The following is a 24,673-nucleotide window of genomic DNA, read 5'->3' on the forward strand; positions in this document are numbered from 1 at the left end:
TGGGCGCGGACCGAACACGGACGGAGGTGAGCCGGCCCCATGGCGATCGAGGCGTCGGACGAACTCGCCGGCTTCCTCAAGTGGGTCTCCGGGGAGGACTTCCCGGGGGCGAACGAGGATCGCCTGTTCGGCCTCTCCCGTGCCTACTACGGCGCGGCGGACGGGGTCGAGGCCGCGATTCCGTTACTGGTCAGCGCGGTGGAGAGGATCCGGGAGGGCGTCTCCGGCCAGGCCGACGCGGCGTTTGTCGAGTCGATGCGGGCGTACGTCGACGAGGAGCCGGGCTTCCTCGCCGCCGCCGGCATCCACATGCGCAAACTCGGTGCCAAGAGCCAGACCAGCGGTACCCAGGTGCAGTACGTCAAGATGACGCTGATCGGCGCGATCATCCTGCTGCTGATCGAGTTCGCGGTGGCACTCGCCTTCTCGTTCTTCAACCCCGGGGCGGCACTCAACTGGCTGGCCGCCCGGGTCGCGATCTTCCGCTTCCTGGTGCGTACGTTGCTCGGCCGGCTGCTGATGCACGTGGTGATGAACCAGATCATCGGCATCGGCCTCCAGGTGCTGCTGGACCTCATCGTGCAGCGGTTGCAGATGGCGATGGGCACCCGCGACCACATCGACACCTCGCTGACCCGGCAGGCGGCGATCGCCGGTGCGGTCGGCGGTGCGGTGGCCACGGTCCTCGGCCCGGCCGCGAACCGGATCTTCCGCCGCTTCGCCGGGGAGGCCGGCGACGCGGTGGCGAACGCGATCCCGGATCCGAAGCCGCCGAAATCCTTCCTCGACGCGCTGATCACCCCGGCACCGAAGCCGACCGCGCGGCAGGCGGTCGCCGAGGGCGCCGAGGAGTTGGTCGTCGAGGCCGGGACCGAGGTGATCGCCGAGGGCACGGTCAACGCGATCAACGGCGAGGGCTTCAAGGTGACCGGCGCGGCGGCCACCTCCGGCATCCTCTCCGCCGGGGCGAGCATCGCCGGTACGAACGTCGGCAACGCGATCCGCCCCGGCCCCGACACCAACGGCGGCGACGGGGACGCCCAGCCGGGCAAGGTCACGCCGACGAACGTACCGAGCACCGGTTCGGGGGACCCCTCCGACCCGCCGCCGCCCTACAGCTCCGGCGACGGCCCGACCGACGGTTCCGGCGGCGGGTCGAGCAGCGACGGTCCGGACGGCGGGGCCGGCAACGGTACGGTCACGCCGGTGCCGACGCCGACACAGGTCGGTGGCGGACCGGGCAACGGTTCGTCGTCCGGGGCGAGCGCCACCCAGAACGGCGCGTCGACCGCGACCACCGGCTCCGGCAATCCTCCCGGGTCGCAGAAGCCGGGCGGCGGCAACGGAGTTCCCGAGGATCTGACCTCCGGGTCGGTGCCGCCGAATCCGCCGACACCCGTCCCGGTGACCCCGGACGCCCTGACCTTCGGCGGCCCGTTCGACGGTGGCCCGTTCGACAGCGGCTCGTTCGACAGCGGCTCGTTCGACGGTGGCTCGTTCGACGGTGGCCCGTTCGACGGCGCCCCGGTGTCCGGCGGTCCGGCGTCGGACGGCTCCGTGTCGAACGGCTCCGTGTCGAATGGTCTTCCCGGTGGTCCGGCCACCCCGTCGCCCACGGTCCCGGCCTCCGCCACCTCCGGCGCTACGGTCTCGGGCACCGGTAGCGCCGCGACCTCCTCGGCCACGACCGGCGTCGGGACCGGTGCACAGGGTCCGGCCCCGGTGGCGGCCAGCGCGGTCTCCGCCTCGTCCAGCGCGTCCGCGATGAACAGCGCTCCGGCCCCGAACCCGAGCGGCTCGACGCCGTCCACCCCGACCAGCACCCCGTCCACCTCGACCGGTGCGTCGGCGAGCACCGGCGCCGCGCAGCCCGGATCCGCCGCGCAGCCCGGATCCGCCGCGCAGCCCGGATCCGCCGCGCAGCCCGGATCCGCCGCGCAGCCCGGATCCGCCGCGACCCGTCCCGCCCCGGTCAGCCCGACCAGCCTCGCGAGCACCGCGAACGGCCCGGTGCCGGCCGGTGCCGTCCCGCCGGCGACACCACCGGTCTCCCCGCCGCAGACCCCGCAGACCCCGGCGGCGCCCAGCCTCGACAACACCACGAGGACCGGGGCGAGCTCCACGACCGAGACGACCCCGACGACCGAGGTGACCTCCACGACCGGCGATGCCGAGCCCGGTGGCACGAGCGCGCCGACGGCACCGGCGGACCCGGTTGTCATCACCGGTCCGGCCAGCCCTTCGGTACCGGCGCCACCGGCTGCCCGCCGTGACGGTGTACCGCGCACCGGCACCGCCCGGCGTACCGGGGATTCGCGGCAGCGCGGGGCGGCGGACCGGCTTCGGCGTCGCCGCCGACCGGGTCGGCCCGGCCCGCTCGGCAAGGTACGCCCGACACCGCTCGGCCGGGGAGGACCCCTTCCCGTCACCATGGCCGCCGAACCGTCGCCGGCCGGGCCGCGACCGGTGGGCGACCTCACCCAGGGCGCGGACGGCACCTGGTACGCCGACGGCGTACCGCTGGTCGTACGTCCGGTGCCAGGTGAACGGGCCGGGGTGGCCCTGCTCTCGGACGCGGACTGGGAACTCGTCCGTGACCGGCCACTGCCACCGGGTGCGGGTGCGGCGGTCATGGTGCACGGGGTGGCCGACGCCGTACGGGCGGTCGTTCGGCTAGCCGACGGCACGACCGGTCCGGTGCTGCTCGGTCCCGATCAGGTGGCCCGGATCGTGGCGGCGAGCGCGCCACCGCACGTGTCGCTGGCACTGATCGCCTGCCAACCCGGTGGTCTGGCGGGTGGGTTCGCCCAGCGCCTGGCCTCGGCGCGGGGAACCGAGGTGCTCGCCGCCTCCGGTGACGTGATCGCCGCTACCGGCGAGAACTCCGACGACCTGGTCTCGGTCGGCGGGGACCCGTGGCTGCTCTTCGTCCCCGACGGTCTCGGCGGCGAGGGCTGGGACGTGCTCAACGACGACACCGGTGGCGGCCCCCGGCCGTTCGACGGGATCACCGCCATCACCGGCGACGGGCGCGGAACGGGACTGCGACTCGGCGGCGACCCGGAGACCGCCACGTCGTCGAAGACCACGCCGGCCATCTCGAACCAGCCCACTCCGAGCCGAAAGGCCGGCGCGGACCAGGGCAAGGCTCCCGCCGACAAGGGCAAGGCCCCGGCGGACAAGGGCAAGGCCCCGGCGGACAAGGGCGAGGGTTCCGCGGACAAGGGCAAGGCCCCTGCGGACGGGAAGAGGGCTGTCACGGAGAAGGGCAGGGGCCCGGCCGAGCCGCTGCCCTGGACCAGGCCGAAACGTCCCGTCCCGCCCCGGCCCCGGCCGACCACGCTCGACCCCGTGCCCGAGGGGCAGCCGGCTCCGTCGGCGCCGCTGCCGGACATCTCCGCCGTGCTGGGTGTCTACCATCGTCGACCGGAGTTGTTGACCGAGGTCGACGGTGCGGCGGACATTGATTCGCTGGTGACGGAGCTGAGGCAGGCGGTCGAGGGTCGGGTACGGGCCCGGGTGTCGAACCTGCTGGCCCGGCTCACCCGAGGAGGCCGGCAGGCCGTCTCGGTCGACTTCAGCGAGATCGAGTACGCCCTCCGGACGGACCTCCAGTCGTTCTTCACCACCGGCGGGCGGACGTTCGACGTACGCGATGGTTGGCGACGGTGGCACCGGGTGACCGTGACCCCGACCCGGCTGACCGACACCCAGCGGTGGCTGGACCAGAAGGCGGACAAGGCCAAGTACGACACCAGGAACGACACGAACATCGCGCTCAAGGACACGGCGACGGCCGGTGACAGTCTCGCCCTCGGTCTCGGCGCCGCGATCGGTGGTCGGATCGGGCCGGGTGGCTCGATCTCCGGTGACCTGGCGTTCGCCCGCGCCGCCGAGACCGCCGAGTCGAGCGGCACGCTCTCCGACTCGCGCAACGTACGCAGCGGCGCCGGTTCGCACCTGGTGCTGGCGTCGGTCCAGTTCGCCGTCGCGGTGGACCGGCCGGGGCGGCGGGTCACCACCCCGCCCCCGCTGTACGAGACCGGGGCCCAACGGGCGCAGCGGATGAGGCGGAGGTTCCCGCCGCCGCCCGGCGGACCGACCACCACGATCGCGTTCCGTGCCCTGGAGGACATCTCCGGTGCCACCACGGCAGCGCCGAACCGGCGCCGCGACCAACCTCCGTTCGACGTGTCGACCCTGGTCGAGAGCATGTATCCGACCCGGATCGAGGACGCCCAGATCACCCAGACCAACCGGCTCGGCACGCCGACCACCGGCCGCTCCCGGACCTGGAACGAGACCACCGAGGACATTCTGCGGCTGCTCGAGCCGACCGGCACGGTCGACCCGGGCAGCCTCGGCCGGGAGCAGGTCCGGACCCTGTTCAGCGAGGCGAGCGTGCTGGGACAGGTGCCGCTGGCCCTGGAGACCCCGGTGCACTCGCCGCTGGTGGTCAGCTCCTCCCGCCGCCAGGCCGTCGCGATGGAGCTGAGCGGCGAGGTCACCGCCATGGAGGTGATCGAGGACGTCAAGAAGTCGTCGTTCCGCTGGCAACCCGGGGTCAGCGCGGTCGGGCGGCAGCAACACGTCAGCTCGGTCGGCGGTGGCGGCAGCGGCGCCTTCCGCTGGGGGTTCGGGCCGGCGTACATCCAGGCCAGGTTGAGCGTCGGCTTCCGCCGCAACACCACCACGAGCGCCAAGCAGAGCAGTACGACCCGAACCGGTACGGAGTTCAAGGACGTACCGAACGTGCTCGCCCGGATGACCGTCCGGCTCACCGTCGACGTCTCCACCCGGGTCAACGCCTTCCAACAGCCGTTCCGGGAGGCACCGCGCCCGATCGTGGTCGAGATGACCATCCTCGCCCGGCTGCCCCGGGACAAGGCGGACCGCCTCCTCGCCGGACCCACCCCGGCCACCCCCGCCGCGCCGACCACCCCGACCACTCCCACCACCCCCACCTCCACGGACGAGGGCGGGTCGAACGACGTCGGCGCGTCGAACGGCGGCGCGTCGAGCAGCAAGGTGAAGGGCGAGGTCAAGGAGAAGGCGCCCGACCCGCTCCCGCCGCCGTGGGCGAAGCGCGGCGGTAACTCGGTCCCGTACGGCATGGGCCGGTTCCGCGACGTTCATCGTGAGGCGTCGACCCTGATCCGGGGGCTCGGTGGCGGCTTCCTGCCCCGCTTCCGTACCTCGGGTGTGGTCAAGCGGATGGGTTTTGTCAGCTCGGCCAGCGAGCGGCAGAAGAACCAGTCCGAACTGGACCGGGTGCTGTCGGTGCCGGCGCTGCGGCAGAACTACACCGCACTGCTCAACGGTGGGGTCGCGGCGGTGCTGACCCGGACGAAGTTCTGGCACTCCCGTCACGTGGTGGTGCACGTCGAGGCCCGGCACCGGCAGGACCTGCGCTACTCGGGGGTGGAGAAGGGCGTCGCCGTACGGAACTTCCAGTCCAGCAGCGAGCAGGACGGCCTGGCCGCGGGCGCCCAGTGGCGGGCGGCGCTGGCGGTGGAGGGCGCCTTCATCCAACGCTTCCCGGGGCCGGTGGCGAGCACGGCGGTGATGCCCGGCGGGGCGATCGAGGCGCAGCGCCGGTGGGCCCAGCAGGGCGGGGTGGAGGTGACCGGGCAGGAGACGGCGCTGCACGGCGGGACCCCCGACTCGTACCGGTTCGACGGCGACCTGGAACTCGTGGTGACGGTGTACTCGTACAAGGTCCGGGTGGGGCAGAACCCCCGGGCCCGCCTCGGGCTGGGCCGCCGGGCGGGACGGCTCACCCCGGGCACCGACCCGTCGAACACCTGGGCCCGCAGCCAGGTGCGGGTCGGCGAGCAGGACATCGACCGGTACCGCCTCACCACCAACAACCCGATCAGCGTGCTGTTCGCCAAGAGCGCCATCCCGCGTACGGTCGACGCCGACGGGTACGACGTGGTCCGTACGAACGCGATCGCCGAGGACCGGGCACCACTGCGCCGCCTCACCAAGGCGGACCTCTCCACCATGCGTACGTTCGTGGACCGCCACCCGGACCTGGACCCGAGGTTCGGTCCGGCCCCGGACCCGGCCACCAACCCGAACCCGGCACCGGTGCCCGTGCCGACGACACCGTCGCCGACCATCTCCGAGTGGCGCTACGTCGAGGCGCTGCCGGGCAGTGTGGAACTGCTCCGGCTGGCCCAGGAGACCGCCCTGGAGACCCAGCGGTACGAGCAGGGGTCGTCGCGCCGGCAGCTGGGCGGCCTGCGCGGCGACGTGACCATGGTCGAGGGCATGCCGGTCTGGGCCGAGGTGACGGACCGGTTCTCCACCACCCAGCAGGTCGCCAACCTGGGGGTGATGACCGAGCGGCAGTGGGACCTGGAGCCGATCACCACCGAGACGGACGGCGGTCGGCTGAACCTCTCGGTCACCGGCCGGCTGACCAACCCCCGGCTGGTGCCGAACCAGGCCGAGGTCACCACCGAGAACGCACCCGGCGGCGGGGTGCAGGTGTGGGGGACCCGGACGCACGAGAACCAGCTCCAGGCGCGGGCCCAGTTCGGATTCTCCGCCCGCGAGGCGAGCAAGCCCAGCGACAGGTACGGCGGCGGTGGCACGGCCTCCGGCGGCTACCAACGCATCCTGTACTCCCGGATGAACCGGCAACGGCGCAAGGTCAGCGGCTTCATCGAGCGGAACGTGAACAACCGCAAGGCCCGGACCCGCTCCTACCTGGTGGTGGCGGACCTGCGGGCCAGCGTGGTGGCGGAGGTGACAAACCCGGCCGACGGGCCCAAGTCACTGGTGCCCGAACCGCTGCAACCGGCGAGCTGGGAACACCACAAGACGGTCACCCGCAGCGCGGTGATCAGCAATGCGGCCTACGTCTGGGTGAGCGAGGAACAGGCGGTCGCGCTCGGCCTGATCACCTCACCACCGGCCCCACCGGTCGCCACCGCGATCGCCGACGAGGTGAAGGAGAGCGAGTTCGCCCTGCCGGCCAACCGCTCGCCGGGCCTCGGGTTGCAGACGTTCCACCAGCTACCGTCGCTGGTGAACGCGACCATCGCCGCACTGCGGACGGCGGTCGCGGGCGCCAACCCACACCCGGTGTTCGGCCGGATCCTGGCGACGCTACAGGGCATGGGGCTCGCCGACCCGATGCTCAACCGTCGTCGGCTGCTCAACGTGCTGTCCCGGGTCGGCTTCCCCCGCCACTGGGCCGCGCTCTTCGACGGCGGCGTCTCGCTCATCTATCCCGAGACGAAGCTGGTCACCCAGCGGCTGTTCGACGTACGACTGGTCGCGGTGCTCGACGATCCGCCGGAGCTGGTCCGTTTCGTGGCCGACCACAACGACATCGACGTGCGTACGGTCGGCGTCGAGGGCGGGGGCAGGACGGTCCGGAGTGGCCGTGGCGACGCGCTCTTCGCCAACGTCGCCGGCTCGGCGATCCTGAACCCGGACGGCAAGCCGGTGGCGCTCGGCGCCGGACACCAGTACGGCTACGGCTCGCTGGTGCTCAGCTCCAACAGCGTCGAGTCGGAGAGCCGTACCACCGACATCAGTTCCGGTCGCGGGGTCAAGGCCCGGTTGCGGCTCAACCCACGGTTCGAGATCCGGATCTACCGCAAGGGCCGGCCGGTACGCGGCGCCGCGATCAGGTTCAGCGCGCCGGTGACGATCGACCGCTGGGCCGGCAGCCTCCGGATCCGCCAGCCCGGTACGCCCGCCCCGGTGCCCGCCGCACCCGACGGCCCGAACGCCTACGCGCTTCCGGCCAAGCCGCTGCCCGACCCCGGCCAGCGGACCGGTCGGCTCCTCGCACCCGGCTGGCGGGAACTCAACGGCGTGCTGGTGCCACCCCGCTTCACGCCCGAGGACATGGTCGGCGCGGAGATCCTCCAGCGGACCGTACAGACGATGCTGGAGGGTGCGTCGCACCGCCTGGCCGAGCAGGGCTACCCCGGCGCGCACCAGGCGCACCAGGGACTCACCCCGGAACTGCTCCTGCCCAACGCGGACGTCGCACTCTCCGACCTCGGTCTCGAACTGCCCGGCATACCCAGCGCGAGCGCGTCGATGAAACGGGCCGGGGTACGGGTCCGGCTGATGCCGGTGGCGGTCCGGCTCGCCGAGGTCGACGCGGGCGTGTACCGGGAACACGTACGGCAGTCGACCTCGGCCGGGGGCAGTGGGACCAACGCCCTGACCCAGTCCACGCAGGCACCCCGGGTGCTGCTCGGGCGCGGCTACCTCGGCGACCCGTACCAGGCGTTGGAGACCGGTGGCGCCGGCCCCGCCACGGGTGAGACCGCCGCCGTCGCCTCGGGTGAGGAGGGCGGCGCGACCGGGTTCGGCAACGTCAAGCCGGAGGGCCCCTCGGCCGCCCTCGCGTACGTCTGTCAGCCGGTGCTGGAGGTGACGCTGCCCGAGCGGGTGATGATCCTGCTGCCGGCGAAGCAACGGACCGACCAGGCCGACCTGGTGACGGTTGTGCTGCGGATGGGCCTGGACGACGCGCGGCAGGTGCTCGACATCGACAACGAGGCGCACGGGCCGCTCGGCCTGCGCGACGAGTTCGATCGGATCGTGGCCCAGGACCAGGACCTCGCCGACAAGGGGGCGGAGTTTGTCACGGCCGGTGACAAGGAGGAGGCGGCCCGGTACCGGTTGGCCAACATCCGTGAGCCCGGGCTGCGCGACCGGACGCTCTCCGCCGAGGAACTGCGGGAGGCGGAGGAGGAGGCGCTTCACGACTGGCAGCGGGCGGTCAGGCAACGCGAGCAGGTCGAGACCGAGTGGTGGGACCTGCTGCGGCGCCACTCGGAGCTGCTCGACAACTTCGAGGCGAACTTCGTCGCCGTACCGCACGACTCGTCGGAGGCGAGCAGCCAGGGATCGAACGAGGGCTCGGACGACCACCACCACGGACCCCCACCCGACCTGGCCCCACCCGACCTGGCCCCACCCGACCTGGCCCCGCTCGACGTGGCCCCGCGTGACCTGGCCCCGCTCGACCCGGCTCCGCGTGACCTGGCCCCGCTCGACCTGGCCCCGCTCGACCCGGCTCCGCTCGACTTGGCTCCGCCCGAGCTGATTCCGCTCGACCAGGAGATGGTCCAGCACCAACCGTCGCCGTCGTCGAGCGAGACCGCTACCCGGACGCGGAAGCGGAACCGGCGGTTCGGCGACGCCATCCTGCAGGGCCTCGCCGGAGTCCTGCCGGTGCAGACCAGCCGACTGTCCAGGCTGCGCGACGACGCCGACGCCGCGCTGAACGAAGGCGCCGACCCGGGCGAGGCGGCCAGACGCGCGAAGGCGTCGGCGGCACGGGAACCCAGCCCGGTGGACGCCGAGTCGACCGGGCCGACCGAGACCCGGACCCGTGCGGCGGAGGAGACGCGCCGACCGGTCGATTCGACGGTGCGGGACCCCGACGCGGAGACCTCATCGGCCGAGCCGCCCCGGGTCGAGCGACTCACCCAGGACCGCCGTGGCGCCTGGCTCGCGGACGGGAAGCCGTTGATCGTACGGGCGGCGCCGGGGCGGCGGCCCGGAATCGCCCTGCTCTCCGACGCCGACTGGGAACTGGTACGCGACCGGCCGCTGCCGTACGGCTCCGGCGGTGCCCTGATGGTGCACGGGGCCGGGGAGTACGTCCGGGTGCCGGTACGGACCGGCGACGGTGTCGGCGAGGTGCTGCTCACCCCGGCGCAGGTGAACCAGGTCGTCGCGCCGCTCGTGCCGCCGCAGACACTGCTGGTGCTGGTCGCCTGCCGGGAGGAGGAACTGGCCGACGGGTTCGCCAGCGCGCTCGCGTCGGCGCGTGGTGGTGACGTGCTCGCCGCCTCCGGCGACGTTGTTGTCGGCTCCGAGTTCCACCCCGGGCGACTGCTCTCGGTCGGCGGTAAGCCGTGGCTGCTCTTCACCCCGGAGGGTGCCGAGAGCGGCGAGTGGGACACCCTCAACGACCTCGACGACCAGCCGGTCCCGTTCGACGGGATCCAGGCGGAGGACGGCGACTCGCATGGCACCGGACTGCGGCTCGGCCGGCGCAAGCAGTCGGTGCCGTCGAGTTCCGCCACCCCGAGCGCGCCGGCCGGTCCCTCCGGTCCCGCCGCGACCCCGGCCCAACTCGGTCTGTACCACAGCGACCCGGACCTGCTCTACGAGGTGGACGAGCCGACCGACGTCGAACGACTCGTGACCGACCTGCGCGCCGCCGTGGAACACCAGGTACGCGCCCGGATCCGCCCCCTGTACGCCCGGCTCACTCCCGGCGACCGGCAGGCGATCTCGGTCGACACCTCGGCCATCGAGGCGGCGATCCGCGACGACCTCCAGTCGTTCTTCACCACCGGCGGCCGGACCTTCGACGTACGCGACGGGTGGCACACCTGGCACCGGGTCACCATCGCGCCGACCCGGCTGACCGACAGCCAGCAGTGGGTGGACCAGACGTCGGAGAAGGCCAAGTTCGACACCAAGAACGACTTCACCGCCGCGCACCGGGACAACTCGACCTCCGCCGACAGCCTCTCCGTCGGCGCCGGCTTCATCATCGCGGGCAGGTTCGGTCCGGGCGGTGGGGCGAGCGCCGACGCGGCGTTGGCGCAGGCGGCGGAGTCGAGCGAGAACAGTGCCACCCTCTTCGACTCGCACAACGTACGCAGCGGCGCCGGTTCACACCTGGTGGTGGCCCAGGTGCGGTTCGACGTCAGCGCCGGTCGCCCCGGGACCGTGCCGCAGACCTCACCCCCGTTCCACCAGGCCGGAAACCCGGCCGCGGCGGCCCCGGTCTACCCGCCCGGCGCGCCGACGGTGACCGCACGGATCGGTTTCCGCGCGGTCGAGGACGTCTCCACCGCGACCCCCCGCACGGGCAGCCGCGCCACCGGCGTCTTCGACACCGCCACCCTGGTGGAGAACATCAGCCCGGTACGCGTCCTCGACGCCCGCATCCGTGGGTACGACAACCGGTGGAGCCCCCGACGCACCTGGAACCAGATCTCGGAGCAGATCCTGGTCCGGATGAGGCGTACCGGCACGATCGACCCGGGCAGCATCGGCCGGGAGCAACTGCGGTCGCTGCTCAGCGAGTCGAGCGTGCTCGGGCAGTTGCCGCTCGCGCTGGACGGTCCGGTGCACGCCCCGCTGCTGCTCAGCCCGTCCCGGCGGCAGGCGGTGTCGATGCAGATGGAATCCCGGGTGACCGCCGTGGAGGTGGTCGCCGACGTCAAGAAGTCCTCGTTCCGGTGGCAGCCGGGGATCACCAACAACGGCCGGCAGCAGCACACGAGCCAGGTCGGCGCGGGTGGCAGCGTGGTACCGATCCGCTGGGGCTTCGGCCTGGCGTACATCCAGCTCCGGCTCTCGGCCGCGTTCCGCCGCAACACCACCACCACCGCCAAGCAGAGCACCACCACCCGGACCGGCACCGAGTTCAAGGACATCGAGAACGTGCTGACGAAGGTGACTTTCCAGGTCACCGTCGACCCGAGCACCCGGGTCAACACCTTCCAGCACTGGTACCGCTCCGGCTCCGGGGTACGGCCGATCCAGCTCGAGCTGACCGTCCTGGCCCGCCTGCCGAAGGACAAGGCGGCGTTCCTGCTCGACACGGTCACCGCCGCACCGGCGGCACCGGCCACCCCCGCCACCCCCGTTCCGGTGTCCGCCGTGCCAGCGGCCCCGCTCGCCGTACCGTCCGCGTCGCTCGCCGTGCCCGCCAGCCCGCTCGCCGTCCCCGTGGCGAGTGGCACCGGCACCGGCACCGACACCGCGCCGGCCCCGGCGACGCCGCTGAGCGCTTCGCGCAAGGGCAAGGCCAAGGCTCGGCGGCAGGGCCCCGATCCGGATCCGGACGGGACGAAGCACCTGCCGCCGTACGCGATGTCCGGCGGGCACGCGATGCCGCTCGGGATGAGCCGGTTCGCCGGCGTACGGCGACAGACGACCGCCCTGATCGGGCAGATCGGCGGCGGCATGCTGCCGAAGCACCGGGGCGACGGTGCGGTACGCCGGATGGGCTTCTCCAGCTCGGCGAGCGAACGGCAGAACAACCAGACCGAGCTGGACAGCGTGCTGTCGATCGCGGCGATGCGGCAGAACTACACCGCCATGCTCAACGGTGGGGTGACCGCGACCCTCACCCGAACCAAACAGACCTACTCGCGCCACATCGTGGTGCACGTCGAGGCGCGGCATCCCGACCCGCCGACGTACGCGGGGGAGGAGCGCAACGTCGCGGTCCGTAACTTTCAGTCGAGCAGCGAGCAGGACGGCTCCTCGGCCGGCGCCCAGTGGCGGGCCGGCGCGGCGGTCGAGGGCGCCTTCATCGGCCGCCTGCCCGGCAAGGTGGTGAACACCGGACTCGCGCCCGGCGGCGCGATCGAGGTCCAGCAACGCTGGGGCGAGCAGAGCGGCGTGGAGGTGACCGGGCAGGAGACCGCGCTGCACGGCGGCACACCGAGCTCGGAGCGGTTCGAGGGCGAACTCGAGATCGTGGTGACGGTCTACTCGTACGCGGTCGGGCTCGGTCGCGACCGCCGGTCCCGGCTCGGCATCGGCCGCCGGGCGCGGATGCTGCGGCACAACCTCGTGCCGGGATTCCGGCGACTGGACGAGACGGTGACCGTCGGTCACGAGCAGATCCCCAAGTACCAGCTCACCGACACCCAGCAGGTGGAGGTTCTCTATTCGAAGACCGCGCTGCCCACCCGGCCGGTCAGCTACCCCGTGTCGGTGGAGGAACGGGAGAACAGGGCGCTGCGCCGGCAGACCCGGACCAACCTCGCCACACTGCGGGCGTTCGTCGACCGTCGGCGGCCCCGGGCCGGCGGTGGTCCGTCCACTGCCGGCCAACGTCCGCCGGCGACCCCGGACTGGCGTTTTGTCGAGGCGATGCCGGGCAGCGCGGAGGTGCTCAAGCTGGCCCAGCAGGCGGTCCTGGACACCCAGCGGTACGGGCCGAACGCAAGCTCACGGCGCCAGCTCGGCGGCCTGCGCGGCGACGCGATCATGGCCGAGGGCATGCCGGTCTGGGCGGACCTGGTGAGCCGACTGTCGTACAACCGGCAGACGGCGAACCTGGGCGCGATGACCGAACGGCAGTGGGACCTGGAGCCGTTGACCACCGACGTCGACGGCGGCCGGCTGGACGTCTCGGTTGTCGCCCGGTTGACCTCGCCGCGACTCGTCCCGGTGCGCGGCGACATCACCACCGAGAACGCGCCCGGCGGCGGGGTGCAGATCTGGGGCAACAAGACCCGGGAACGGCAGTGGCTCGCCCGCATCCAGTTCGCCCTCTCGCTGCGTAAACCCGGCAAGCCGGAGGACAAGTTCGGCGGCGGGGGAACCGGCACCGGGGGCTACCAGCACGTCATGCGCTACCGGTTGAGACGGTGGCGGAAGAAGGTGAGCGGCTTCATCGAGCGCAACATCAACAACCGCAAGGGCAAGACCCGTACCTTCCTGGTCGTGGCCGACCTGCGGGTCTCCGTCGCCGCCGAGGTCACCCACTCGGCCGACTTCCCGGCGGCCCTGGTGCCCAGCGCCGTCCAACCGGAAAGCTGGCAGAACCACAAGACCGCCCAACGCAGCGCGGTCATCAAGAACGGGGTCTACCTGCGGGTCACCGAGGAGCAGGCAGCCGAGATGGGGTTGCTCGATCCGCCCGGTGACGCGGTCGGCCCCTCGCGGTCCGGGCCAGCCACCACACCGGTCAGCACGCCGATCGGTACGCCGGCCCTCGCCCTGCCCGCGAACCGGTCCCCCGGGCTGGGATTGCAGACCTTCCACAAGGTTCCCTCACTGGTCGAACCCGCGATCGCCGCACTCGAGGCGGCGGTGGCGGGACCGAACCCGCAACCGTTGGCGCAGCCGATCCTGGACGCGTTGAACGGCACCTCACTGTCGGACCCGATGCTCAACCGGCGGCGGATGCTCAACCTGCTCTCGCCCAAGGGCGTCCGCCGCAACTGGGGCGCCCTGTTCGACGGCGGGGTCTCGCTGATCCACGCCGACACCAAAGCCTTCACCCAACAGCTCTACGACGTACGGCTGCACGCCACCCACCCCGACCCGATCGAGTTCGAGCGGTTCCTGGCCAACCACGACGACATCGACGTACGCATGGTCGGCGCGCGCGGTGCCGGCAAGCTGCTCCGCCGGGCCCGGGGCTGGGCGCTCTACTTCAACGGCATCGCCTCCGCGGTCCTGCATCCGACGGCCAAGCCCCGGGACCCCGCCGCCCCACCACCGGACCCCAACGCGCCGATGAACGACAACCCGGTCGGCGCGGGTGCGCTCGGCGGCGGCTACCAGTACAACACCGGCAACCTCACCGCGAGCACGAACTTCACCGAGTCCGAGCAACGTACCTCCGACATCAGCTCCGGTCGCGGGGTCAAGGCGAGGATCAGGCTGAACCCACGCTTCGAGATCCGGATCTACCACCGGGGCGAGGCGGTGCCCGCCGGCACCATCCGGTTCCGCAGCGAGGTGACGGTCGACCGGTGGGCCGGGGACCTGCGCCGGGCCGACCGAAACCAGGCACCGGCCCCGATCAACGGCCAGGGCGCCTATCCGCCCAGGTCCCGCCCGGGTCCGGAACCGGGCTGGCGGGAACACGGCGGCCTGCTGATCCCGCCCCGCTTCGCGCCCGAGGACCTGGCCGGCGCCGCCGCCGTGCAGCGGGAGGCCGCGACGGTGCTCGCCGACGCCTCGAAGCGGCTGCGCACACCGGGCTATCCCGGCACCCAGCAGGTGCAGCAGTCGCTGACCCCGGAGATCCTGCTGCCGAACGCGGGCGCGCTGCTCTCCGCCGAAGGTCTGGAACTGCCGGAGCTGACCAGCGCCGAAGCCTCGATGCAGAAGGCGAAGATCACCGTACGGTTCGTCCCTGTCGCGGCACGGCTGGCGAGTGTCGACTCGGGCGTCTACCGCGAGCACGTCGAGCAGGACGGCGGCGGCATGGGCAGCGGGTCCAACGTGCAGAGCCAGTCGATGCACGCGCCCAGGATCGTCGGCGGTCGGGGCTACATCGACGATCCGTACCAGCCGATCGAGACCGGCGGCGCCGGACCCTCCAGCGGTGAGACGGCGGCGAACGCGGCCGGCGAGGAGAACTCGGGGACCGGGTTCGGCAACGTCAAACCGGAGGGACCCTCGGCCGCCATCGCGTACGTCTGCCGTCCCGTGGTCGAGGTGACGCTCCCCGGTCAGCTACCCCGGCCGTTCACCCCCCGGCAGCGGTCCAACCGGACCACCGCGCTGCCCGAGGTCACGGTGGTGGTACGGATGAGCCGTGACGACGCCCGCCGGGTGCTCGGCATCGACCACGGGGCACCGCCCGACGTGCTGGCCGACTTCGACGCCATCGTCCGGGGGGAGCAGAAGCTCAAACCGCTCGCCGACGCGTTTGTCGAGGCGGGCGAGGCCGAGGCGGCTGCCCGGTTCGCCGCCCTGGAGAGTCGACTGCACGACCAGGTACGCGACGACGACCTGGAGCAGGCGTGGACCGACGCGACGGCGGAGCGGGAGCGGGCCGAGGCGGTGTGGTGGCGGGAGGCGCAGGAGCACTACCGTCTGCTGGACCGGTTCCAGGCGCGCTTCGTGGCCGTACCGACCGCGCCGGCACCGGTCGTGCCGCTCACTCCGGCCGTCGTCCCGGCCACCCCTACCATTCCGTTCACCTCGCCGGCCGTTCCGTTCACCCCGGCCGGGCCGTTCACTCCCAGCGTGCCGAGTTTGTCGCCCCCGGCACCGGTGGCACCGACCCTGGTGTTCCCGCGAATCAAGGTGGTGCCGCCGAACGATCCGCTGCTTCCGCCGGTCTTCGAGGAGCCGGCCGAGGACGAGGTGGGCGCGATCCAGCCTCCGACGACAAAGGGGGAGGGGGAACCGCCGGTCGTACCGACCGACGAGGAGGCGGCCGTGGCCCCGCCGGTGCCGTCGGCTCCGGTCGACGATCCGGTCCTGCCGCTCGGCGATCCCGTTCCGCCGCTCGGGGATCCGGTCCCGCTGGTCGGGTCTCCGGTCCCGGTGGTGGATCTTGACGTTGAGTACGGGCGGTTGGTCGACCCGAAGCGGGTGAAGTCGGGGGAGATGGCCGAGGGCTCGGTCCGGTTGAACCCGATGTGGTATCGGCTGGAGGATTTCCGGCCGACCCTGTTGGAGCGGTTGGACGCGCGGTGGCATTACGTCGTTGACGCGGACGGTGCCATCCGGGTCGGTTCCGAGGAGATGTTGACAGTTGTCGAGGATGACGAGTGGGAGCGGTTGGCGGAGGGCATGCGGTCGGTCGATCCGGCGGTGACGGTCGAGGGTCTGAAGAAGTCGCTGAATGGTCAGGGCCATCCGACGATTGCGGCCGAGTTCGGCCCGGGGGGCGGTACGGCGGTCGCGCAGGCTCGGGTCAGTGGTGAGTTCGGGTGGAACGCGTCGGCGGGTCGCTGGGAGGTGAACGACAAGTCGGGGCGTTACATGAGCGAGAAGGTCCGGCCGGATCTGGACTCGGTGAACATCGCCCGTTGGGTGGAGAACGTGGCTCGACGGATGACCGAACGGTTCGGAGTCGAGGTTCACCCGGTGCTGCTCAAGCACACCGCCGCCGTACCGGTGGCCGATCCCCTACCGGCGACCCTGTCCGATCCCCTGCCGGTGCCGGTGCCGGTGCCGGTGTCGGTGTCGGTGTCGGCGGTCGGGCCGACGCCACCGGCACCGGGGCACACCGGAGTAGCCCGCACGACCGATGCGATCATCCGACCGTACGTCGGCCCGCTGCCGGGTCGACCCGCGCTCATGGCCGAACTGCGCGAGCGGGTCACGACCGCGTTGAACGCCGGCCTCGGCGAGACGTACGCGAGCGAACTGGCCGCCCGGATCGCGGCAAACCATGGTGTCACGCCCTCGAACACACAACATCCAGGAGAATCGTGATGAGCGACAACGGGCGGACGGCCGCCTTCCACCAGTTGTTGTTGCGCACCGACAGCCGCCTTCCCGACGAACTCGTCGCCGAGGCCCGCCGATGGCTGGCGGACGGCATGCTGCTCGACATCGCGCAGGCCGTTGTCTTCACCGCCATGACCAGCAGGATCGCGCTCAGCGAGGTCGACGTCGCGCTGCTCGCGGAGACCCTGGCCGAGGCGGGCGCCGACATCGACCTGCTGGCCGACATCGAGGTCGTCACGGCGGAGGAGATGCCCCTGTACGGGCTCGCCCCGGTCGGACCCGAGGTGCTGGCCGAGCACGGCGAGCTGATTCCGTACAACGTCGACCTGACCCGGACGGACGCGGGCCCGGCGGGTCCCGACGGGGTGGACGCCGCGATCACCGACGCCGTTTCCGCGATGACCGGTCCGGCGGCGCTGTGGCGCTGCTGGCGCTACCCGGCGATGGACACCCAGTGGCCGCCCGCGAAGCGGATGTACCTGGTCCACGCGGACCACGCCGTGGCCGAGGCGGATCTTCCCGACCTCGCGGCCCGGCTGCAGAACGTGCTGCTCGCCGCGGGCGAGGCGGACCCGCTGGTCACGGTCTTCGGCGACGCCGACACGCTGCCGATGTTCCAGCGTACGGCGCTCGGGTTCGCCGCGCTGCTCTGGACCGCGCGAGCCCAACCCGAGATCCGGATAGCCCGGTCGTACGACCCTGCCCAGGCGCCGCACGGCGACGACACCAGGCTGCCCGACGACGGAGAACGGGAGCGGATGCTGGGCTACCTCGACCAGGGGGTGCCGCTGGTGATCACCACCACGATGCTCGACGACCTGGTGGACCCCGCACGCGGCGCCGCCGTGCCGACGAACTTCCGCACCGACGGCACCTGGGTCTGGAGCGACGCCGTCCGGTACTACCTCGACCAGCACCGGCTGGCCCCGGACCACGACTTCCTGGCGCACGTCCGCGCCCGGGGATACGCCGTTCCCGAGATCGACGTGGTGAGCCTGCACCGGGCACTGGCCGCCGTCCAGCGGGTACCGGTCACCGAGTTCGACGGCGATCCGCTGCCGGCGGCATCCGGATGAGCCGCCGATCCTCGTGAACCGAAGTGGCGTCCGGTGCGTAGTGCAGGCGACCCGACAGTGAACAGTGCCGGTGGCGCGCTGCGTCCGGGCCGATCGGGAAGGGCGGGGGAGGTGGCGGTTCGGTGATCTCGGAGCGCGCCACGGCACCGGTCGGCGGACCGGTGGTCGCCGAGTCGGTCGGTGACGCGCTTCTGCTGCGTACCGCCGTCGACGACCCGGCACCGCTGACCCGGCTGATCGCCGCCCTGCCGGAGGAACCCGAGCGGATCGCCGTGCTGAGCGCTCCCTCGGTGACCTCGCTGCCGGGTTTCTTCGACCTCCTGCCCGACATCCTCGGCGAGCACCTGGGCGGCAGCGCCGAGGGGATTCGCCTGGTCTGCCTCGGTGCGTACGCCGAGCCGGCCGCCGTACCCCGCGCACTGCGGGACCTGACCGACCGGATCGGCCAGGAACTCGCGTTGCCGCTGGACCCGTTCACCATGGATCCGGCCGCCCGGCCACCGGCACTGGACAGCGGAGGGCGATGGCGGGTCTGCGCGCCGGGGGGCACGCCCCGTCCCGACCCGGCATGGCCTGTCGCGGCGGTCGCCGCCGTGGTGGAATCGCAGGCGTCGCAGGCGGTGGAGTCACAGGCATCGCCGGTGGCGGAGTCGCAGCCGGTGCTGGAGTCGCAGCCGGTGGCGGAGTCGCAGGCGTCTGCGGTGGTGCGGTCACAGGCGTCCCCGGTGGTGGGCCCCGTCGGGGCGGGCGTCCCGGCTCAGCCCGGCTACCGACGGGCCGGCGCCGCGACGGGCACCTCGCACTGGCTCCCCGGCAGCGCCCAGCCAATCGACTCGGCGACGCCCCGCTACGCCCCGTACGGCGGCGTCCGGCAACGAACCGGCCGTACCCCGCCGAAGCCCGAGTCCACCGGACGTCCGTCCACCTCGTCCACGACGGTTGCCTCGTCCACGACGGTTGCCTCGTCCACGACGGTTGCCTCGGACGCGCTTCGACGTCCGTCCGGATCGGCCACCCCGGCCGGCTGGTCGTTTCTCGTGGACCGTCCGCCGGCCGTCAACCTGCCGGTGGCGGCGGGCTTCGTGGTGGAGGTCGAGATCGGTCTCACCGGCTTCCGGGTGGCGGGCCGTCCCGTGCCGCCAACCGCGCTGGCCAAGCTGATCATCCTTGCCATGCGCCGGGCCGGGCGGTCCGTCGTGCTGCTCAGCCCGACGACCCGACCCACCGGGTCGGCGGCCGATCTGCTGTTCGGGGGGCTGGCCGACGCACTCGGCGGCCCGGTCTACGCCGCCGACGCCGCCGTCTCGGTGACCGCGTACGGGCTGCTGGTGACCGAGGGCAGCTTCCGTCGCTGGGCCCCCCGTACCGTGGGGCGGAACGCGGGCGTGACGGGGGCACGGCACCGGGTGGTCGGTCGTGTGCTTCCGGTACCGGCGGGGATTCGTCGCCCCTCGCCCGTACTCACCGCCGTGCCGCCCGCTCCGGTACCGGTACCGGTTCCGGCACCGGTTCCAGGTCTGGAGACGATGCCGGGCCCCACCGGCCCGATCGACCCGAGCGCCACGACCGAACCGCTCGTGACAGAACCGTCGGTGGCGGAACCGTCCCTGGCTGAACCGGTCGTGGCCGAAGCGGGTCCGGTGGAGCCCGTCGCGGTGGTGTCGGCGGCGCTGCTGGAGATGACCCGGTGGGCCAGCGTGCCGCCCGCGCTCGACCCGCGCTGGGCGGCTCCTGCCGCAGCCGCCGACCCCGTATCGGTCGTGGCGCCGCCATCGCCTCCTTCCGTGGTGGTTCCGCCGCCAACCCCTTCGGACACCGCTTCGGCTGCCGTTCCCTCCTCGCCCGCCGCTTCCGCCTCGCCCGGTGCCCGCCTCTCCGCGGCCACCGAACTGGTCCGGCGCGTCGACCCGTCCGCGTCCGTCGCCGCTTCCGCGTCCGTCGCCGCTTCCGCGTCCGTCGCCGTTCCGCTGCCCGTCGACGCCCCCGTGCCCACGGTCACTTCCGCGCCCGTCGCCGCTTCCGTGCCCGCTGCCGCTGCGGGGCGCGCGCAGGCTGCGGCCCCGCAGATCCAGCACGTGCCCGAGGTGGCCGGGGCGTCGGTCCCGGTTCCGACCGGTTCCGCCTTCGGCGACCCCGGAAGCCCGGCGCTGCTCTCCGACCCGGCCGAGGACCAGGAGCCGGCGCTGTACCCCGGCGACCGGGGGCAACCGGTGCGGCTGGAACCGGCGGGCGAGGCGACCGGGCTGGTGCCTCCGGAGGGGCAGGCGGTGCCGGCCGAGCCGGAGGCCGTACCCGACGTCGAGCGCGAGGGTTTCCCCGGGCGGGCCGTGGAACTCCCGCCGACGACCCCGGCGGTTGCCGCCTCGGCGGTGGCACCGGCCGAGGAGCCGGTGTCCGCGCCGCTCTGGCTGCCCGAGCAGGGGTGGGACGCGGCGGACCGGAGTCGCCTGCGGGAGTCCCTCAACGGGCGCTACGACGCCCACGTACGGGTCATCACCCGAACACTGGCCGAGGAGCCGGGCATGCGGGCCGCCGGGACAGCGGCGGAGTTGGTCGCGGGACTGGTCGCGGTACGGGCGTACCACGACGGTGAGCGGGAGGCCGTCAACCGGGTGCTGCGTACCGGTGGCCCGGTGCCGGGGGGCCGGCGCGCGGACGGCACGGGGGAACGGGAGAGGTTGCTGGCCCGGGGAGCCGCGCACGGCCTGCGGCGGTTGCCGACCGTACTCGGTCCGGTGTACGCGTCGGCGCTGGTGCCGGTGTCGGTGCTCGCCGGATACCGTCCCGGTGACGACCTGATCGAACCGGCGTTCCTCGACGTCGACCTGGCCGGCGGGCCGGCTGCCGAGGCCACCGTCCACTTCGTGATCTGGTCGGCCAGTGCCCGTCGGCTCGGCCGGATCAGCTCCGGCGACCCGGCCACCGCCCTGTTCCCACCCGGTAGCCGCTTCGCGGTGCTCGCGGTCGACCGGCCGGTCGACGATGGGGGCCCGACCCGGGTGCTGCTGCGTGACCTCGCCGGTAACGGGGGACGGGTCGAGCGGGCCGACGGTCGGCTGCTCGACCGGATGCGTACGGGGTCGACGGTCGGCACCCCCGGCGGCACGCCCCGCTGCCTCGACTTCGCGCCCGGACTCGACCGAACGGGGCGGAGTTTTGCCGGACCCGTCCGGGAAACCGGACCCACCGCTGCGGACGAGCAGCCACCAGCCCTCGAAAGTGGAGGTACCCGGGCGTGAACCAGGGCATGCTGTCGGTCTCCCAGAGCGACCCCACCTGTCCGTCGAGGATCTCGGACGCGCTGGCGGCGGCCGCCCCCGGCGCGACCATCGTCGTCCAGCCGGGCGTCTACCGCGAGCAGCTCCGCCTCGGCGGCGACGTGACGGTGGTGGCCGAGGACGGCCGTGGCACCGTCACGCTCCAGGGCGTGGACGGGGTGGCGGTGTTCGTGTCCGGCGGTACGGTCACCCTGCGCGGTCTCACCATCGGCGGCGGCAGCGACCGTTTCCCGGCCGTGCAACTGGGCGGTGGTGCCCTGCGGATGAGCGGTTGCGACATCCGGGCCGAGGCGATCGTGGCGGTGCACGCCGTCGCCGGCCGGCTGGAGCTGGACGACTGCGTGGTGACCAACCCGTCCGGGGCCGGGTTCCTGGTGGAGCAGCAGGGCGGCGGAACGGTCGGCCGGACCGGTATCCGTGACATCGGCGGCGCGGCGATCGTCATCGCGGGCGGTGCCGACCCGGAGTTCCTGGACTGCACGGTGAGCGAGGTCCGGGGCGCCGGAGTGCTCTCCACCCGGGCCGGACGAGGAACCGTACGCCGGGCCGAGTTGCACGCGGTGGACGGCCCGGCGGTGGCGGTCGAGGACGGCGGCACGGTCACGGTCCTGAACAGCGTGGTACGGGACACCCCTGGCTCCGGTCTGGTCGCCACCGGCGGCGGTCCCACCCTGGAGGACGTCGAGTTCCGCGACCTCGGCGGCCACGGCCTGGTCTGTTCCGGGGACGCGGCACCGGTGCTGCGGGGCTGCCGCGTGACCGGCGTCGGTGGACACGGCGTCTACCTGCTCGACCAGGCCGCCGGCCTGCTCGTCGACTGCGAGCTCTCCGGGACCGGGGCGGCGGCGTTGGCGGTCAGCGGGTCGGCGACGCCGCGTGTCGAAGGGGGCCGGATCGCCGGTGGCGACGGCACGGCGCTGCTCTTCGACGGACCGGTGGGTGGTGAGGTGACCGGCACCGAGGTCGAGGGGGGCCGGACCGGGATCATGCTCCGCTCCGGCGCGGATCCGGTCCTGGAGAACGTCTCCGTCCGGAACAGCACCGAGTACGGCCTCCAGTCCGTCGACGGCGGGCGGGGCACCGTACGCCGGCTCAGGGTGACCGAGTGTGCCGGCGTCGCCGTCCGGGTCGGTGCCGAAGGGGCGTTGACCGTGCAGGACGCCGACCTGCGCGGCGGCCGGGTCGGGCTGCTCGTCGCGGCCGGCGGCACCGCCACGGTCGCCTCCTCCGACGTGGACGGGGCGCGCGAGACCGGAATCAGCGTCGAGGCGACCGGCGAGCTGAACCTCCGGGAGTCGCGGGTACACCACAGCGGCGGGCCGGGGATCCGGTTCGCGGCCCGCTCACGGGGAAGACTGGAGCGCTGCGACGTCTTCGACAACGGCGGCGACGGGGTGTGGTTGGAGACCGGCGAGCCGGTGCCGATGACCGGCACCTCGGTCCGGGGCAACCGGGGCCAGCAGGTACGCCAGGGCGGACCCGCCGCGACACCGCAGCCCAACCGGGTCGCCACCGAGCCCGTGTCCCGACCGGAGCCGGGACCGGTGCCGGGCGACCCGGGCACGGCCCCGGCACCGCCCGACGGCACGCCGCCGGGGGAGACGCCGGCCGACGATCCGGTGACCCCGCTGCTGGCCCAGCTTCAGGCCCTGGTCGGCCTGGCCGGGGTCAAGCAGGAGGTGGCCACCCTGGTCGGCCTGCACCGGATCGCCGCCCGCCGCAGCGCCGCCGGGCTGCCGATGCCACCGATGTCCCGGCACCTGGTGTTCGCCGGCGCGCCCGGCACCGGCAAGACCACGGTGGCCCGGCTCTACGGCCAGATCCTGGCCGCGCTCGGTGTGCTGCCGGGGGGACAGCTCGTCGAGGTGGCACGGGCCGATCTGGTGGCCGAACACATCGGCGGCACGGCGGTGAAGACCACCCAGAAGTTCACCGAGGCGATCGGCGGTGTGCTCTTCCTGGACGAGGCGTACGCGCTGGCCGCGGTGGAGGGCGGCTCCGGGCACGACTTCGGCCGGGAGGCGGTCGACACGCTGGTGAAGCTGATGGAGGACCACCGCGACGAGGTCGTCGTCATCGTCGCCGGTTACTCGCCGCAGATGCGTACGTTCCTGGCCTCGAACCCGGGGCTCGCGTCCCGGTTCTCCCGCACCGTCGAGTTCGACAGCTACACCACCGACGAGCTGGTCACGATCGTGGAGCGGCTCTGTAGCACCCACCACTACTCGCTGGAGTACGACACCAGGCTGGCGCTGGCCGGGTTGTTCGACACGATGCCGAGGACGGAGTCGTTCGGCAACGCCCGGGTGGCTCGGAAGGTGTTCGAGGAGATGATCGGGCGGCAGGCGTACCGGCTCTCCGAGGCCGGCGACTCCTCCGGCGTCGAACTGGCCCAACTGCTGCCCCAGGACCTGGGGGCGGTGGCGTCGGCGGTGACCGCCGGTGCACCCCGTACGGCCGAGGTCGACGCGCTGTTGGCCCAGCTCAACAACATGATCGGGCTGGCCGGGGTCAAGCGTGAGGTGTCCGATCTGATCGACCTGCTGGCGAACGTACGGGCCCGGGTCCGGGCCGGGCTGCCGGTGCCGCCGGTCTCCCGGCACCTGGTCTTCTCGGGGCCGCCCGGCACCGGCAAGACGACGGTGGCCCGGCTCTACGGGCGGCTGCTGACCGCGCTCGGCGTGCTCACCGGCGGACAACTGGTCGAGGTGGCCCGCGCCGACCTGGTCGGCGAGTACGTCGGTCACACCGCGCACCGGACCCGGGAGGCGTTCGAGCGGGCCCGGGGTGGGGTGCTGTTCATCGACGAGGCGTACACGCTCGCCCCGCCGGAGAGTCGTAACGACTTCGGGCGGGAGGCGATCGACACGCTGGTGAAGCTGATGGAGGACCACCGCGACGAGGTGGTGGTGATCGCGGCAGGGTACGACGAGGAGATGGCCTCGTTCCTGGCCGCGAACGCCGGTCTCCAGTCGCGCTTCACCCGGCACATCCACTTCGCCCACTACCAGGCCGACGAGCTGGTGGCGATCTTCGAGGGGTTGGCCCGGTCGAGCGGGTACGAGTGCCCCGGGGACACGCTGGTGGCGCTGCGGGCCCACTTCGAGTCGGTCCCGACCGGGCGCGCGTTCGGCAACGGCCGGTACGCCCGGCAGTTGCTCGACGAGGCCGTCACCCGCCAGGCCGGTCGGCTCCGGTCGGTCGCGACGCCCAGTGTGGACGATCTGCGAATCCTGCGGGTCTCGGACGTGACGGCGGTGCTCACCGCCAACGTCTGAAGCGCCGTCCAATTCAGATGGTGACCCGGAAAACCGTTGCCGGACACCAACATTCATCTCCAAGACATTTATAGGTCTCCTTCTCTCTACCCTCGGT

Annotated in this window: 4 protein-coding genes; all 4 read left to right on the forward strand. The window is 72.8% G+C overall.

Annotation, left to right across the window (positions count from 1 at the left end):
- The first annotated feature begins 39 nt into the window (after nucleotides 1-39).
- The 4 genes from ACI2K4_RS02705 to ACI2K4_RS02720 all read left to right on the forward strand — a co-directional run bounded on the left by ACI2K4_RS02705 (nucleotide 40) and on the right by ACI2K4_RS02720 (nucleotide 24,576).
- On the forward strand, nucleotides 40-16,929 hold the full coding sequence (locus ACI2K4_RS02705) for a hypothetical protein (RefSeq protein ID WP_404508185.1): 16,890 nt from the start codon (nucleotides 40-42) through the stop codon (nucleotides 16,927-16,929).
- Nucleotides 16,929-18,020: a hypothetical protein gene (locus ACI2K4_RS02710; protein WP_404508186.1), complete on the forward strand. Its 1,092-nt coding sequence runs from the start codon at nucleotides 16,929-16,931 to the stop codon at nucleotides 18,018-18,020. The genes ACI2K4_RS02705 and ACI2K4_RS02710 overlap by 1 nt, the downstream gene beginning before the upstream one ends.
- A gap of 122 nt (nucleotides 18,021-18,142) precedes the next feature.
- On the forward strand, nucleotides 18,143-21,259 hold the full coding sequence (locus tag ACI2K4_RS02715) for a hypothetical protein (RefSeq protein WP_404508187.1): 3,117 nt from the start codon (nucleotides 18,143-18,145) through the stop codon (nucleotides 21,257-21,259).
- Nucleotides 21,256-24,576, forward strand: coding sequence for an AAA family ATPase (locus ACI2K4_RS02720; RefSeq protein WP_404508188.1), 3,321 nt, complete (start codon nucleotides 21,256-21,258; stop codon nucleotides 24,574-24,576). The genes ACI2K4_RS02715 and ACI2K4_RS02720 overlap by 4 nt, the downstream gene beginning before the upstream one ends.
- Nucleotides 24,577-24,673: the final 97 nt, after the last annotated feature.

It is taken from the genome of Micromonospora sp. NPDC050397 (genome assembly GCF_044901685.1).
In the GTDB taxonomy this organism is placed as follows: domain Bacteria; phylum Actinomycetota; class Actinomycetes; order Mycobacteriales; family Micromonosporaceae; genus Micromonospora_G.

Coding starts and splice junctions, on each gene's coding strand:
- ACI2K4_RS02710 (WP_404508186.1), top strand. CDS start 16,929: ATGAGCGACAACGGGCGGACGGCCGCCTTCCACCAGTTGTTGTTGCGC.
- ACI2K4_RS02705 (WP_404508185.1), top strand. CDS start 40: ATGGCGATCGAGGCGTCGGACGAACTCGCCGGCTTCCTCAAGTGGGTC.